The sequence below is a fragment of the Burkholderia sp. IMCC1007 genome (genome assembly GCF_027257875.1).
In the GTDB taxonomy this organism is placed as follows: Bacteria; Pseudomonadota; Gammaproteobacteria; order Burkholderiales; family Burkholderiaceae; genus Burkholderia.
This window is the reverse complement of sequence record NZ_JAPVQY010000012.1, coordinates 26576-40932: the sequence shown is the minus strand read 5'-3', so window position 1 is coordinate 40932 and position 14357 is coordinate 26576. Positions and strand designations below refer to the sequence as shown.

Sequence of the window (14357 nt, the reverse complement as noted above, 5' to 3'; positions counted from 1 at the left end):
GACGGGCGGGCGGTTCGACCGCTTCTCGGAATCGGGCGGGGAGCTCGGCATGCTGATGATTCCCGGAACAATCTCCCGTCAGGCTCGGCGACGAGCCCCGATCGCCTCGATATATAGGTCGCCGATATACGCGGGTCTTGGCAATTTGCCGCGCATTCGATGCGGATTTGCGCATAGCTTCCGCGCGTGCGGGGGCTGCCGGTATCGGGAGTTTCCCGTCACGAACGGAACGGGAAGGGCGTGCGTGCGGGCGGCGCGGCTCGTCGGAGGCCGCGCCGCATCCGCGCCGTCGTCAGTCGGACAGGGCGTCCGACGCGGCTTCGGGGTCGTCGTGCGACGCGCTCGTGCGGATCGCCGGGTCGCTCATGCTCGGGCGGCCGGTCTCGACGTGGCCCGCGAAGCGGCGCAGGAAGCCGAGCAGGCGGCCGTCGCTGACGGTCAGGTCGTACCACCCGTGGCTGCCGCGCAGATCCCAGTAGTCGTCGATCTGCGCGCCCGGCGCGAGGTCGAACGTGCGCGCGCCGCCGTGGCCGTAAGCGTTCGTCACCTTGAGCCGGACGGCCTGGTGGCCACGGTTCATCAGGCGCAGCGTGACGTTGCCGTTCGCGACGTCGTAGCCGTAGATCACCTCGGGGTTCACGCTCGCGCTGCCGACGCCGGTCGCGAACGGGCCGCGGAAGTGGCAGTAGAAGCCGTTCGGGCCGTACACGTCGAGGTCGTACAGGCCGAGCGACGCCGCGGCGCTCCACGTGTCGGCGATCCGCTTGCCGGCTTCGACCGTGTACGTCCACGGGCCGTCGACGCGGTTGCGCGACTGCACCTGGAACGACGCGCCCGCGCGGCCGGTGTTCGCGAAGGTCAGCCGGAACTGGCCGTTCGCGGCTTCGACGCGGCCGTGCACGAACAGCTCGTACGGCAGCGCGCGCGCCGGACGCAGCCCCGGCTCCTGTTTCGGCAGTTGCTGCGCGACGGGCGGCACCGGGATGTAGTCGGGATGGCGCAGGCGGTCGGGCGGCGCATAGCCGCTCGTGTCGGGCAGCGTCGGCCACGCGGCGTCGGACGTCGCGAAGTCGAATGCCGCCGTCAGGTCGCCGCATACCGCACGGCGCCACGATGACACGTTCGCGGCCGTGACCGGATACTGCGCGCCGAAGCGCGCTTCGATGAATTGCAGCAGTGACGTGTGATCGAATGTCTGCGAACAGACCCAGCCGCCCTTGGTCCACGGCGACACGACGAGCATCGGCACACGCGGCCCGAGCCCGTACGGGCCGGCCATGTGCGATGCGTCGCCGGCGAACACCTCGTTGGTCGTCGCGACCGTCGACAGCCCGTTGTCGCGTGACTGCGGCGCGAACGGCGGCGCCACGTGGTCGAAGAAGCCGTCGTTCTCGTCGTAGGTGATGAAGAGCGCGGTCTTGCTCCACACGTCCGGGTTCGACACGAGCACCTGCAGCACCTGCTCGATGTACCACGCGCCGTAGTTCGCCGGCCAGTTCGGGTGCTCGGAATAGGCTTCCGGCGCGCAGATCCACGACACCTGCGGCAGCGTGCCGTTCTTCACGTCCTGCTGCAGCACGTCGAACAGCGTGCCGCCGGCGCTGATGTTGGTGCCGGTGCGCGCCTTGTCGTACAGCGGCGTGCCGGGCAGCGCGCTGCGGTACTGGTTGAAGTAGAGCAGCGCGTTGTCGCCGTAGTTGCCGATGTACGGGTTCTGCGTCCAGCCCCACGAGCCGTTCGCGTCGAGCCCGGTGCCGACGTCCTGGTAGATCTTCCACGACACGCCGGCCTGTTCGAGCACTTCCGGATAGGTCGTCCAGCCGTAGCCCTTTTCCTCGTTGCCGAGCACTGGGCCGCCGCCCGTGCCGTCGTTGCCGACGTAGCCGGTCCACATGTAGTACCGGTTCGGGTCGGTCGAGCTCGGGATCGCGCAGTGATACGCGTCGCAGATCGTGAACGCGTCGGCGAGCTGGTAGTGGAACGGGATGTCGTCGCGCTTCAAGTACGCCATCGTCGTGGTGCCCTTGTTCGGCACCCACTGGTCGTAGCGGCCCTTGTTCCACGCGGCATGCATGTCCTGCCAGCCGTGCGGCAGGTCCTGCAGGAACTGCAGGCCGAGCTTGTCGGCGCCCGGGTGGAACGGCAGCAGTTCGGCCGGGCCGACCGGCTGATGGAACACCGACTTGCCGGTCGGGAGACGCAGGGGGCGCGGGTCGCCGAAGCCGCGGACACCGCGCATCGTGCCGAAGTAATGGTCGAACGAGCGATTCTCCTGCATCAGGATCACGATGTGTTCGATGTCGCGGATCGTGCCGGTACGGCGGTTCGCGGGAATCGCGAGCGCATCTCGGATCACGGGCGGGAACAGGTTCAGCGCGGCAGCGCCGGCGGTGCCGGCGGCGACGCGGAGGAAGTCACGACGGTTCGATCGGGTCATGGTCGGTATCGTGGTGCGGTAAAGGAGGGAGCCGATTGGCGGGACATGCGAAGAATGCGAGCGCGTCCGGGGCGCAGGATGCGGCTGCGCCGGTCGTGCCGCCGCGAGCATAGCGAGGATTCGGTGTCATTCATGTGAAGTCCGGAAACGTTTGCATCCGCGCTTGGGGCGAGCGTCGACCGGCGTTGCGCCGCCGAGCGTGCTTGAGAGGCGCAGAGGGAGAGGCAGGGCGGCGCGCGGCGTATGCCGGTGAGGCGGTGGGGCGGTGAGGCGAACGCAGCGAGTGAAGCGAACGAAGCGGACGAAACGGACGAAGCAGACGAAGCAGACGAAGCAGACGAAGCAGACGAAGCAGACGAAGCCGACGAAGCCGACGAAGCCGACGAACCGGACGAACCGGACGCGTCAGGCGTCGGTCACCCACGCGCCGAACCATTCGCTCGGGCGCGCGATTTCATCCTGCGCGGCGACGAGTTCGAGCTCGTAGCGGCGCGCGTCGTAGGTCGCCTTCACGACCGCGTGCACGGCCGCCAGCGTGTGCTCGAATGCGCCGCGCACCGAGTCGCCGCGCAGCCGGCGCGCAACGAAGATCGCGCTGGTGAGGTCGCCGACGCCGACCGGATGCCGCGGAAACGCGTACAGCGGACGCTGGCCGATCCACGCTTCGGTTTCGGTGACGGCGAGCATGTTGAAGCGGTCGGCCGCGCTGTTGCGGTCGTGCAGGTGCTTGACGAGGATGATCTTCGGGCCGCGGCGGATCAGTGTGCGGCACGCGTCGACGGCTTCCGCGACGGTCTCGATACGCCGCCCGGCGAGCTTCTGCAGCTCGGTGTGGTTGGGCGACATGCCGTCGGCGAGTGCCGGCATTTCCTGGACGATGAACTCCTCGACGCCGGGCTCGGGGCGGATGCCGCCCGTCTGGCCCATCGCCGGATCGCAGAAGTACCACGCATTCGGGTTCATCGCCTTCACGGCGCGCACGATTTCGACCGTTGCGCGCGCCTGCGCCGGCGAGCCGACGAAGCCGGACAGCACGGCGTCGCAGCGCTTGAGCGCGCCGATCGCGGCGACGCCGTCGACGAGCTGTTCCATCTTCGCGGCGTCGATCGCGCTGCCGGCCCAGTGGCCGTACTGCATGTGATTCGACAGCTGGACGGTGTTGAGCGGCCAGACGTTCACGCCGAGGCGCTGCATCGGGAACACGGCCGCGCTGTTGCCGGCGTGTCCGTAGATGACGTGCGACTGAATGCTGAGGACGTTTTTCATGGAGATTCGCCTGCACGCGTTTCAGGGTCACGTCACACGATACCCGAGTTCCTCGCGCGCGCGGAAGTCGGGCGGACGTCGAGTGTTGCGCGCCGTCGTCAGCCGACCGCGTAGAATCGCGGAGCGCGGAGCCGTCCGGCTACCCGTGTGCATTTCTCCCTACCGTGATCGCTATGCTCTCGATTTGCAAGATGTTGCCCCTCGTGCGCGCGGCCGTGCTCGGCGCGGGCGTCGCCGCCGCCTGCGCGACTGCCGTCGCGGCCACCGTCCCGGCGAGCGTCGGCAACGACGGGCCCGTATACGGCCCGCGCCTGGAAGGCTTCACGTATCCGGAGCCGGTGCACCGCTACGCGTTCGTGTCGCAGCGGGAAACCCTCGAGATGATGTACATGGACGTGCAGCCGGCCCACCCCAACGGCCGTACCGTCGTGCTGCTGCACGGCAAGAACTTCTGCGCGGGCACCTGGGAGGACACGATCGGCGTGCTGAGCCGCGCCGGCTATCGCGTGGTCGCGCCGGACCAGATCGGCTTCTGCAAGTCGTCGAAGCCCGATCGCTACCAGTACAGCTTCCAGCAGCTCGCGCGCAACACGCATGCGTTGCTCGAGTCGATCGGCGTGAAATCGGCGACGATCGTCGGCCATTCGACGGGCGGGATGCTCGCGATGCGCTATGCGCTGATGTATCCGAAGGCGACCGAGCAGCTCGTGCTGGTGAACCCGATCGGCCTGGAGGACTGGAAGGCGCTGGGCGTGCCGCCGCTGTCGGTCGACTACTGGTATGCGCGCGAACAGAAGACGACGGCGGACGGCATCCGCCGCTACGAGCAGGCGACCTATTACGCGGGCAAGTGGTCGCCGTCGTACGAGCGCTGGGTGCAGATGCTCGCCGGCATGTATCGCGGCCCGGGCCGCGACGCGGTCGCGTGGAATTCCGCGCTGATCTACGACATGATCCTCACGCAGCCGGTGGTCTACGAACTCGGCGCGATCCGCGTGCCGACGCTGCTCCTGATCGGCGACAAGGACACGACCGCGATCGGCAAGGACGTCGCGCCGCCCGACGTGCACGCGAAGCTCGGCCGCTACCCGGAACTCGCGAAGCGCACGCAGGCGGCGATCCCCGGCGCGCAGCTCGTCGAATTCCCGGCGCTCGGACACGCGCCGCAAATCCAGGACCCGGACGCGTTCCACAAGGCGCTGCTCGACGGGCTGGAGGCCGTGCACCCGCAGTGACGCAACGGCGGGCGCGGCCGGCCCGTCAGCGGGTTTCGTTCGCGAGTTCGTCGCGGATCTGCGCGGCCAGTTCGAACGAGCGCACGCGCGCGGCGTGATCGAAGATCTGCGCGGTGATGATCAGCTCGTCCGCGCCCGTCTGCGCGATCCGGTCGCGCAGCTTGTCGCGCACCGTGTCGCGCGAGCCGACGGCCGCGAACGACAGCGCATGCGCGACGTTGGCGAGCTCGAACTCGCTCGCCTCGAGCACGTCGACGGGCGGCGGCAGCTTGCCGGGCGTGCCGCGGCGCAGGTTGATGAACTGCTGCTGCAGCGACGTGAACAGGCGCCGCGCGTCGTCGTCGGTGTCGGCGACGAACACGTTGACCCCGACCATCGCATGCGGCTTCGGCCACGCGGCCGACGGCCGGTATTGCGCGCGGTAGATTTCCAGCGCGCGCATCAGGTAATCAGGCGCGAAGTGCGACGCGAACGCGAACGGCAGCCCCAGCATTGCGGCAAGCTGCGCGCTGAAGAGGCTCGAGCCGAGCAGCCACACGGGCACGTCGAGCCCCGCGCCGGGCACCGCGCGCACGCGCTGGCCCGACACCGGCTCGGCAAAGTAGCGCTGCAGCTCGGCGACGTCGTCCGGAAACGAGTCGGCGCTGCCGATCAGGTCGCGGCGCAGCGCGCGCGACGTCGTCTGGTCGGTGCCGGGCGCGCGGCCGAGCCCCAGGTCGATGCGTCCCGGATACAGCGACGCGAGCGTGCCGAACTGCTCGGCGATCACGAGCGGCGCGTGGTTGGGCAGCATGATCCCGCCCGAGCCGACGCGGATCGTCTTCGTCGCGCCGGCGACGTGGCCGATCACGACCGCGGTCGCCGCGCTGGCGATGCCTGGCATGTTGTGATGCTCGGCCAGCCAGTAGCGTTGATAGCCGAGGCGCTCCGCGTGCTGCGCGAGATCGACCGTGTTGCGGAAAGCCTGCGCGGCGTCGGCGCCGTCGGGAATGGGGGCAAGATCGAGTACGGAAAACGGAATCATCGGGTGGCCTTCGAAAGGGAGGGGCGCGGTGATGCGCGAGCGCAACAGATTGTGACGATTTTGCCAAAGGGTTCCGGAACGCGCTGGCGCCGCGCGGATACCCATGCGCCTTTCGGGGGTGCAAGGTGGGACGCCCCGATCGTTGCAGAAATCGATCCAATCTTCAGATAATTGTCGATCTTTACGGCGATTGGGCGTGTCTTCGCATCGCCGCACAAATTTGCACGAAACGTTTAATTTTCAAGACTGCAATACGCCTGCAAAGCGCTTACGCTAATGTGAACGCGGCGGCGCCGAAGGGTCCGATCCGCTGCGCAGCTTTACCGGAATTGCATCAGTCCGTTTCGCGCGGTGCCCAAGCGCGGGGTGGCGCGGGCTGCTAAAATCCGGCGCCTGTCCATGTTGTGCCGACGCTGCTATTCGAGTCTTCCCGTATCCCGTCCGCGCGTTGCGTGCAGATGTGCCGCGCGAAGCCGGGCATGGCCGCTTTCGGGGAATGGGCGTGCCACCCCCATACATTGACGCTGCTGGAACAAGGAGTCGGGTCGTGCCCGCGTTCGTCGCTGTCGAAATACCCAATCACGTTCAGTCCGGTTCGATCGACTGCCATGGCGCCCGCGTCGGCGGGAGGCGTCGCGCATGACGCCGACCGTCACACTGCTCGACTGGCTCCTCGTCGTGTTTGCGCTGGCCGCGGCCGGCTATGCGTTCCTCGCGGCGTTCGCGCCGGGGCCGCGTACGCCGCGCACCGCCGCGCGCGACGGTTTCGAGCCCGTCAGTGTGCTCAAGCCGCTGTGCGGGGCGGAGCCGCACCTGTACGAGAACCTTGCGACGTTCTGCGAACAGCGCCATCCGCGTCATGAAGTGCTGTTCGGCGTCGCATCGCCCGCCGATCCGGCCATCGCGGTCGTCGAGCGGCTGCGGGCGGACTATCCGGAATGCGACATCACGCTCGTGATCGACGCGCGCGTGCACGGCAAGAACCTGAAGGTCAGCAACCTGATCAATCTCGCCGAGCGCGCGAAGTACGACCGCATCGTGATCGCGGACAGCGACATCGCGGTGAAGCCGGACTACCTCGAACGCGTGACGGCGCCGCTCGCCGATGCGTCGGTCGGCGTCGTCACGTGCCTGTATCATGCGCGCAGCGTCGGCGGGTTCTGGACGCGCATCGGCGCGCAGTTCGTCGACGCGTGGTTCGCGCCGTCGGTGCGGATCACGCACCTCGGCCGCTCCAGCCGCTTCGGCTTCGGCGCGACGCTCGCGCTCACGCGCGACACGCTCGAGCGGATCGGCGGCTTTCTCGCGCTGAAGGACGAGCTGGCCGACGATTTCTGGCTCGCCGAGCTGCCGCGCCGCCTCGGGCGGCGCACCGTGCTGTCGGAAGTCGAGGTCGCGACCGACGTGATCGAGCCGTCGTTCGGGCCGCTCTGGCACCGCGAGACGCGCTGGCTGCGCACGATCCGTTCACTGAACCCGGGTGGCTTCGCGTTCCTGTTCATCACGTTTACCGCGCCGTGGCTCGCGATCGGCGCGGCGCTCGCGCTGCGGCTCGACGGCACCTTGGCCGGCACGCTGGCGGGCGGGGCGGCCGTGGTGGGCGCGTTCGGGCGGCTCGTGCTGCACGCGCGCGGCGAGGACGGCTGGCGCGCGTTCTGGCGCGACCTGCCGCTCGTCGCGGTGCGCGATACGCTGCTCACGCTCGAATGGCTTGCGGCCGCGTTCGGCACGCATGTGGTGTGGCGTGGCGCGAGGATGGCGGTCGTCGGCGGCGAGCGCGCGACGGCGGCCGTGGAAGGCGGCGACGGCCGCTGACGCACGTCGGCGGCGCAGCACATCCGGGAGCAGCGGCGGACCCGCTGCCGACCGAATCCGGCCCGCGGGCCGAAACGCGCCGCGCGGCCACGCCGCGCGACGCGACATGACAGAGAGGCGGGCGCCGGCATGGCGGCCCGCGGTTTATTGACTGAATCGTTGTGACGAAACGAACTATGCAGGCTACCGGAGCATTCATGAAAACGCTGTTCTTGCAGGCCCCTTCGTATGACGGCTTCGACGGCGGAGCCGGCTCGCGCTATCAGGCGAAGCGCGAAATCCGTTCCTTCTGGTATCCGACCTGGCTCGCGCAGCCGGCCGCGCTCGTGCCGGGCAGCCGCGTCGTCGACGCGCCGGCCGACGGCCTGTCGGTCGAGGAAACGCTGAAGATCGCCAACGACTACGATCTCGTGATCATCCACACGAGCACGCCGTCGTTCCCGACCGACGCGATGTTCGCGCAGGATCTGAAGAAGATGAAGCCGTCGATGCTGGTCGGCATGGTCGGCGCGAAGGTGATGGTCGATCCGCACAACTCGCTGACGGCGAGCGAGGCGATCGACTTCGTGTGCCGCGAGGAATTCGACTACACCTGCAAGGAAATCGCCGAAGGCAAGCCGTTCCCCGAGATCAAGGGCTTGAGCTGGCGCGCGAAGGACGGCTCGATCGAGCACAACGAAGCGCGTCCGATCCTCGAGAACATGGACGAACTGCCGTTCGTCGCGCCCGTCTACAAGCGCGACCTGAAGATCGACAACTACTTCATCGGCTACCTGAACTATCCGTACGTGTCGATCTACACGGGCCGCGGCTGCAAGTCGCGCTGCACGTTCTGCCTGTGGCCGCAGACGGTCAGCGGCCATCGCTACCGCACGCGCTCGGTCGAGAACGTGCTCGCGGAAGCGAAGTGGATTCGCGACAACATGCCGGAAGTGAAGGAACTGATGTTCGACGACGACACCTTCACCGACGACCTGCCGCGCGCCGAAGCGATCGCCATCGGTCTGGGCAAGCTCGGCATGACGTGGTCGTGCAACGCGAAGGCCAACGTGCCGTACAAGTCGCTGAAGATCATGAAGGAAAACGGCCTGCGCCTGCTGCTGGTCGGCTTCGAATCGGGCGACGACCAGATCCTCGTGAACATCAAGAAGGGCGTGCGCACCGATTTCGCGCGCCGCTTCAGCGCGGACTGCAAGAAGCTCGGCATCAAGATCCACGGCACCTTCATCCTCGGCCTGCCGGGCGAGACGCAGGAGACCATCAAGAAGACGATCGAGTACGCGAAGGAAATCAACCCGCACACGATCCAGGTGTCGCTCGCCGCGCCGTATCCGGGCACGACGCTGTACAAGCAGGCCGTCGAGAACGGCTGGATGGAAGAGAACAAGACCATCAACCTGGTGAGCAAGGAAGGCGTGCAGCTCGCGGCGATCGGCTATGCGCACCTGTCGCGCGACGAGATCTATCACCATCTCGAGCAGTTCTATCGCCAGTTCTACTTCCGTCCGTCGAAGATCTGGGAGATCGTGCGCGAGATGCTGACGAGCTGGGACATGATGAAGCGTCGCCTGCGCGAAGGCGTCGAGTTCTTCCGCTTCCTGCGCGCGCACGAGGCGTAATCCGTGACGACGCAGCGGGCCGCGCGGGCGCTGATCTTCACCGCGGACGACTTCGGGCTGCACCCGCGCGTCAACGCGGCGGTCGAGCGCGCGCACCGCGACGGCGTGCTGAACGCCGCCAGCCTGATGGTCGGCGCGAGCGCCGCGCAGGATGCGGTCGACCGCGCGCGACGGCTGCCGTCGCTCGCGGTCGGCCTGCATCTGGTGCTCGCGGATGGCCCGGCCACGCTGCCCGCGCATGAGATTCCCGCGCTCGTCGGCCCCGACGGACGCTTCGGCGACGCGATGGCGAAGGACGGCTGCCGCTTCTTCTTCCTGCCGCACGTGCGCGCGCAGCTGCGCCGCGAGATCCGCGCGCAGTTCGACGCGTTCGCGGCGAGCGGTTTGCCGCTCGACCACGTGAACGCGCACAAGCATTTCCACCTGCATCCGACCGTGCTGTCGATGATCATCGAGATCGGCCGCGACTACGGGCTGCGTGCGGTGCGCTTGCCGTACGAAACGAGCGCGCCGGCGCTGCTCAAGCCGTGGATCGCGCTGGTGCGCGCGCGGCTCGATCGCGCGGGGCTCGCGCACAACGACTACGTGGTCGGTATCGAGCATACGGGCGCAATGGACGAGGGCGTGCTGCTCGACGCGCTCGCGTCGCTGCCGCCCGGTGTCGGCGAGATCTACTGCCATCCGGCCGAGGCCGGCGACGGCCCGATCACGCCGACGATGGCCGGTTACCGTCCGGTCGACGAGCTGGACGCGCTACTGTCGCCGCGCGTCGCGGCCGCGCTGAAGGCGGCCGGCGTCGCGACCGGCGGGTTTGCGGACGTGTTCGGCCTGGGTGCCGCGCACCGCGGCGCACGGACGTCGCGCGAACCGGGGGCGCAACCGTCATGAGCAAGTGGATCAAATGGCTCGGCTGGCCGATCGGCATCGGGATCCTGCTCGCGCTGGGGTTGCACGAGGGCATCGGCGACGTGTCGCAGATGCTCGAGCGCGCCGGCTACGCGCTGCTGTGGCTCGTGCCGTTTCACGCGCTGCCGCTGCTGCTCGACGCATACGCGTGGCATCAGCTGCTCGATCGTCGCGCGTCGCTGTCGTTCCTGTGGTGGATCGCGACCGTGCGCGAGGCCGTGAACCGGCTGCTGCCCGTGGTCGGGATCGGCGGCGAGCTGGTCGGGATCCGGATGGCGCGCTGGCAGGTGCCCGACGCGAGCCGCGTGACCGCGTCGGTGATCGTCGAGGTGCTGGTGACGATCGTCGTCCAGTATGCGTTCGCCGCGCTCGGCCTCGTGCTGCTGCTCGCGACCACGCACGACATGGGCGGCGGCACGATCGGCCTCGCGCTGCTGCTCACGCTGCCGTTGCCGGTGCTCGGCGTCGTGCTGATGCGTCGCGGCGGCGTGTTTCACGCGATCGAGCGGTTCGCGGGGCGTCTGCTCGGCGATTCGCACCGGTTGCTGCAGGGCGTCGACGGCCGGCGGCTCGATGGCGACATCGATGCGCTGATGTCGCGCACGGGCCTGCTGTTCAGCGCGTTCTTCTGGCAACTGGCCGGCTACGTGCTCGGCTCGCTCGAAATCTACTGGGCGCTCGCGCTGCTCGGTCATCCGGTGTCGATCGGCGGCGCCATCGCGATCGAGGCGATGACGCAGGCCGTACGGCATGCGGCGTTCATGGTGCCCGGCGGCCTCGGCGTGCAGGAGGCGACCGTCGTGCTGCTCGCGCAAATGTTCGGCGTCGACCGCGAGGCGGCGCTGTCGCTCGCGCTGGTCAAGCGCGGCCGCGAGGTGCTGTTCGGCTGCCTCGCGCTCGGTTCGTGGCAGCTTGCCGAACTGGTGCGCACGCGCCGCAGCATCGCGGCGCTGGCGGCGTCGCCGCGCACCGCGCAGGCGGCACGCGAGGCCGACGCGCAGACCGAAACGACGCATTGATCGCGAGACGGGCCGCGCAGTCCGTCTCGCGCTTTTGGCGTGGCGCGAGTATCCTTGCCGCGTGTTTCTCGACGTGCATCTCTTCCGATGAATTTTCGTTTCCGGCTGCTTTCCGTGACGATGCTGGCCGCCGCGCTGGCGCTGACCGGTTGCGACGACAAGCAAGGCCACCTCGACGTGCAACGTATCAGGGACTTTTTCACCGCGATCAAGCCGGCGCCGCTGCTGCTCAAGGGGCTCAAGGTCGGCGTATCGACCGAGGACGACGTGCGTGCGACGATGGGCAAGCCCGAGACCGAGCGCGTATTCACGGACGGCTCGAAGCGTCTCGAGTATCCGCGCGGCCCGATGGGCAACCAGACGTGGTTCGTCGATCTCGACGCGAACGGGCGCTACACGGGCGCGACGCAGGTGTTGACTGCCGAGAATTTCGCGCAGGTGCGCCCCGGGATGAACGAGGACGAGGTGCGGCGCCTGCTCGGCAAGCCGGGCGACATCGCGCAGTACCCGCTGAAACCCGAGACGGTATGGAGCTGGCGCTGGCTCGAGGACGGCGTGAACACCGACGCGTTCTTCAACGTCCATTTCGGCCCGGACGGGCTCGTCTATACGACTTCGCGCTCCGACATCCTGAAGGGGCGGTGACGTTTACGCGCGGTGCTTCTTCAGCCAGTCGCGCAGCGCGTCGTTCATGCGCGTCTGCCAGCCGGGGCCGTCGGCCCGAAACGCGGCGAGGATGTCCGCGTCGTAGCGGATGCTGACCTGCTCCTTCGGGTGCTCGAGCTTCGGGCGCCCGAATTTCTTCGCGACGGCCTCGACGAATGGCTCCATCGCATCGATTTCTTCGTCGCTGAGTTCATGGGCGTCCGGATCGGCGGCGATGCCGCGCGCGATCGCCGCTTCTTCCTCGGGCGTGTTGTGTATGAATTTAGCCACCTTCTTCATATCGAATCATCTCTCGGTTGTTCGCCTTTCGCAGGCTGACGACACGCAGCACGCGGCCGCGCGGGACGACGATCGCCGTGTGAAGGCGCGCACCGGTCGGCACCAGACAGGCCGAGCGTGTCTCGCCGTAATCGCGACGGACGTCCGGCCACGCGCGCGCTGCTTCCCACTCGGCGAATTCGGCCATTCGTAACGAGATGCCGTGTTTCAGTCGGTTCGACAGATCCTTCGCATCATCGAAAACGAAAGGAATTCCGACTAATTGTGGATGCAAAAACATGAGGTGGCAAGAGGTTTTTGTAGATGCAAAAAATAGGGTGCCGCTGCGGGCGGCATCGAGTCGGCGCGCATCGCGCCGCGGACATCAGCGAGCGATTGTGTGACGCGGGTCCGGACGTGCGCATTCGGCGCGATGGCCAGTGCGGCGCTATATCGAAAAAGCGACCGGAAAATTGCAAAAAGCCCGCTTCCCTGCCTGTTATCGGACTGTCAGGGAGCGGGTTTTTTCCTTTTGAAACAGCGATGTAGGCCGTACTTGCAAATGACGGGGCGGCTTGCTGCGACGCAGCAATCGCGTGCACGGTGATTTGAGGCAATCAATTTCGCTTGCGACTATCCGCGTCAGCCCGGTGCGGGACAGTGATTCGCGCCGGTATCCCTTTCAACACTGGAGACGCGCGTGTTCCTTTACGGCTTTGGTCCTGTCCTATGGGCCGGCACCGTGCAGACCATCGAGCTGTCGGTGCTGTCGCTCGCCGCTGCGGTGGCGCTGGGGCTGATCGGCGCGGTGGCGAAGCTGTCGCACAACCGGGTGCTGCGAGCGATCGCGACCGGCTATACGACGCTGATTCGCTCGGTACCCGACCTCGTCCTGATGCTGCTGCTGTTCTACAGCATTCAGATCTGGCTGAACCAGTTCACCGACCTCGTCGGCTGGGACCAGATCGACATCGATCCGTTCGTTGCGGGTGTGCTGACGCTCGGCTTCATCTACGGTGCGTACTTCACCGAGACATTCCGCGGTGCGTTTCTCTCCGTGCCGCGCGGCCAGCTCGAGGCGGGTGCCGCTTACGGGATGAGCGGGATGCGCGTGTTCGTGCGGATCATGTTTCCGCAGATGATGCGCTTTGCGCTGCCGGGCATCGGCAACAACTGGCAGGTGCTCGTGAAGGCTACCGCGCTGGTGTCGATCATCGGTCTCGCGGACGTCGTGAAGGCCGCGCAGGACGCCGGCAAGAGCACCTTCAACATGTTCTTCTTCATCCTCATCGCGGCGCTGATCTATCTCGCGATCACCACCGTTTCCAACCTCGTGCTGATCCAGCTCGAGAAGCGTTATTCCATGGGCGTGCGGCACGCAGAACTATGATCGAGATCCTCCAGGAATTCGGCAAGGCGTTCCTTTACTGGGACGGCCAGCGCCTCTCCGGCCTTGCGGTGACGCTGTGGCTGCTCGTCGCGTCGATTTCGCTCGGCTTCGTGTGTGCGGTGCCGCTCGCGGTCGCGCGCGTATCGAAGAACAAGTGGGTGTCGATGCCGGTGCGCTTCTACACGTACGTGTTCCGCGGCACGCCGCTGTACGTGCAGCTGCTGCTGATGTACACGGGCATGTACAGCCTCGAGTTCGTGCGTTCGCATTCTCTGCTCGACGCTTTTTTCCGCAGCGGTTTCAACTGCGCGATTCTCGCGTTCGCGCTGAACACCTGCGCGTACACCACCGAAATCTTCGCCGGTGCGATCCGCGCGATTCCGCACGGCGAGGTCGAGGCGGCGCGGGCGTACGGGATGTCGCCGTTCACGATGTATCGCCGCGTGATCCTGCCGTCGGCGCTGCGCCGTGCGCTGCCGCTGTACAGCAACGAGGTGATCCTGATGCTGCACGCGACCACCGTTGCGTTCACGGCCACCGTGCCCGACATTCTGAAGGTCGCGCGCGACGCCAATTCCGCGACCTACATGGCCTTCCAGTCGTTCGGAATCGCCGCGCTGATCTATCTTGCGGTATCGTTCGCACTCGTCGCGGCATTTCGCCGGGCGGAGCGCCACTGGCTCGCGTATCTCGCGGCCGGCCGTCATTGATTTCACTTCGAG

Annotated in this window: 13 protein-coding genes; 8 read left to right on the top strand and 5 right to left on the bottom strand. The window is 67.3% G+C overall.

Features of this window, described 5'->3' with window-relative positions; genetic code table 11:
• Nucleotides 1-292 precede the first annotated feature (292 nt).
• Nucleotides 293-2437: a phosphocholine-specific phospholipase C gene (locus tag O1Q03_RS13850; protein ID WP_269504118.1), complete on the bottom strand. Its 2145-nt coding sequence runs from the start codon at nucleotides 2435-2437 to the stop codon at nucleotides 293-295.
• Between the two features lie 405 nt (nucleotides 2438-2842).
• Nucleotides 2843-3703, bottom strand: coding sequence for a pyridoxal kinase PdxY (gene pdxY, locus O1Q03_RS13845; protein ID WP_269504116.1), 861 nt, complete (start codon nucleotides 3701-3703; stop codon nucleotides 2843-2845).
• Nucleotides 3704-3876: 173 nt separating this feature from the next.
• Here pdxY and O1Q03_RS13840 point away from each other — a divergent pair, with 173 nt between their 5' ends.
• Nucleotides 3877-4938: an alpha/beta fold hydrolase gene (locus O1Q03_RS13840; protein WP_269504115.1), complete on the top strand. Its 1062-nt coding sequence runs from the start codon at nucleotides 3877-3879 to the stop codon at nucleotides 4936-4938.
• Nucleotides 4939-4963: 25 nt separating this feature from the next.
• Here the strand turns inward: O1Q03_RS13840 and O1Q03_RS13835 are convergent, their stop codons facing one another.
• Complete coding sequence (locus O1Q03_RS13835; RefSeq protein WP_269504113.1) at nucleotides 4964-5962, bottom strand: LLM class flavin-dependent oxidoreductase; 999 nt, start codon at nucleotides 5960-5962, stop codon at nucleotides 4964-4966.
• Nucleotides 5963-6601: 639 nt separating this feature from the next.
• Between O1Q03_RS13835 and hpnI the strand changes: the two genes are divergently transcribed.
• From hpnI to O1Q03_RS13810, 5 genes are all read left to right on the top strand, one after another.
• Nucleotides 6602-7777, top strand: coding sequence for a bacteriohopanetetrol glucosamine biosynthesis glycosyltransferase HpnI (gene hpnI / locus O1Q03_RS13830; RefSeq protein ID WP_269504111.1), 1176 nt, complete (start codon nucleotides 6602-6604; stop codon nucleotides 7775-7777).
• Between the two features lie 176 nt (nucleotides 7778-7953).
• Complete coding sequence (hpnJ, locus tag O1Q03_RS13825) at nucleotides 7954-9396, top strand: hopanoid biosynthesis associated radical SAM protein HpnJ (RefSeq protein WP_309301883.1); 1443 nt, start codon at nucleotides 7954-7956, stop codon at nucleotides 9394-9396.
• 3 nt (nucleotides 9397-9399) lie between these two features.
• Nucleotides 9400-10284: a hopanoid biosynthesis-associated protein HpnK gene (gene hpnK / locus O1Q03_RS13820; RefSeq protein ID WP_269504104.1), complete on the top strand. Its 885-nt coding sequence runs from the start codon at nucleotides 9400-9402 to the stop codon at nucleotides 10282-10284.
• The gene (locus O1Q03_RS13815) at nucleotides 10281-11321 is read left to right on the top strand and encodes a lysylphosphatidylglycerol synthase domain-containing protein (RefSeq protein WP_269504103.1); all 1041 of its coding nucleotides are present in this window, start codon (nucleotides 10281-10283) and stop codon (nucleotides 11319-11321) included. The genes hpnK and O1Q03_RS13815 overlap by 4 nt, the downstream gene beginning before the upstream one ends.
• An 87-nt stretch (nucleotides 11322-11408) precedes the next feature.
• Nucleotides 11409-11966, top strand: coding sequence for a hypothetical protein (locus O1Q03_RS13810; RefSeq protein ID WP_269504102.1), 558 nt, complete (start codon nucleotides 11409-11411; stop codon nucleotides 11964-11966).
• A gap of 3 nt (nucleotides 11967-11969) precedes the next feature.
• On the opposite strand, the gene O1Q03_RS13805 is transcribed toward O1Q03_RS13810, so the two are convergent.
• Together O1Q03_RS13805 and O1Q03_RS13800 are read right to left on the bottom strand one after the other, a co-directional pair.
• Nucleotides 11970-12266 (bottom strand): BrnA antitoxin family protein, encoded by a 297-nt coding sequence (locus O1Q03_RS13805; RefSeq protein ID WP_269504100.1) that lies wholly within the window; start codon nucleotides 12264-12266, stop codon nucleotides 11970-11972.
• Nucleotides 12250-12546, bottom strand: coding sequence for a BrnT family toxin (locus O1Q03_RS13800; RefSeq protein ID WP_269504099.1), 297 nt, complete (start codon nucleotides 12544-12546; stop codon nucleotides 12250-12252). Before O1Q03_RS13800 ends, O1Q03_RS13805 begins: the two co-directional genes overlap by 17 nt.
• 399 nt (nucleotides 12547-12945) lie before the next feature.
• Here O1Q03_RS13800 and O1Q03_RS13795 point away from each other — a divergent pair, with 399 nt between their 5' ends.
• A complete protein-coding gene (locus tag O1Q03_RS13795; RefSeq protein ID WP_059815953.1) occupies nucleotides 12946-13635 on the top strand; it encodes an ABC transporter permease in 690 nt (229 codons plus the stop codon).
• Nucleotides 13632-14345, top strand: a complete 714-nt coding sequence (locus O1Q03_RS13790; protein WP_269504096.1) for an ABC transporter permease — start codon at nucleotides 13632-13634, stop codon at nucleotides 14343-14345. Before O1Q03_RS13795 ends, O1Q03_RS13790 begins: the two co-directional genes overlap by 4 nt.
• The last annotated feature ends 12 nt before the right edge of the window (nucleotides 14346-14357 follow it).

Coding starts and splice junctions, on each gene's coding strand:
- O1Q03_RS13835 (WP_269504113.1), bottom strand. CDS start 5,962: ATGATTCCGTTTTCCGTACTCGATCTTGCCCCCATTCCCGACGGCGCC.
- pdxY (WP_269504116.1), bottom strand. CDS start 3,703: ATGAAAAACGTCCTCAGCATTCAGTCGCACGTCATCTACGGACACGCC.
- hpnI (WP_269504111.1), top strand. CDS start 6,602: ATGACGCCGACCGTCACACTGCTCGACTGGCTCCTCGTCGTGTTTGCG.
- O1Q03_RS13840 (WP_269504115.1), top strand. CDS start 3,877: ATGCTCTCGATTTGCAAGATGTTGCCCCTCGTGCGCGCGGCCGTGCTC.
- O1Q03_RS13850 (WP_269504118.1), bottom strand. CDS start 2,437: ATGACCCGATCGAACCGTCGTGACTTCCTCCGCGTCGCCGCCGGCACC.
- O1Q03_RS13810 (WP_269504102.1), top strand. CDS start 11,409: ATGAATTTTCGTTTCCGGCTGCTTTCCGTGACGATGCTGGCCGCCGCG.
- O1Q03_RS13800 (WP_269504099.1), bottom strand. CDS start 12,546: ATGTTTTTGCATCCACAATTAGTCGGAATTCCTTTCGTTTTCGATGAT.
- O1Q03_RS13805 (WP_269504100.1), bottom strand. CDS start 12,266: ATGAAGAAGGTGGCTAAATTCATACACAACACGCCCGAGGAAGAAGCG.
- O1Q03_RS13815 (WP_269504103.1), top strand. CDS start 10,281: ATGAGCAAGTGGATCAAATGGCTCGGCTGGCCGATCGGCATCGGGATC.
- O1Q03_RS13790 (WP_269504096.1), top strand. CDS start 13,632: ATGATCGAGATCCTCCAGGAATTCGGCAAGGCGTTCCTTTACTGGGAC.
- hpnJ (WP_309301883.1), top strand. CDS start 7,954: ATGCAGGCTACCGGAGCATTCATGAAAACGCTGTTCTTGCAGGCCCCT.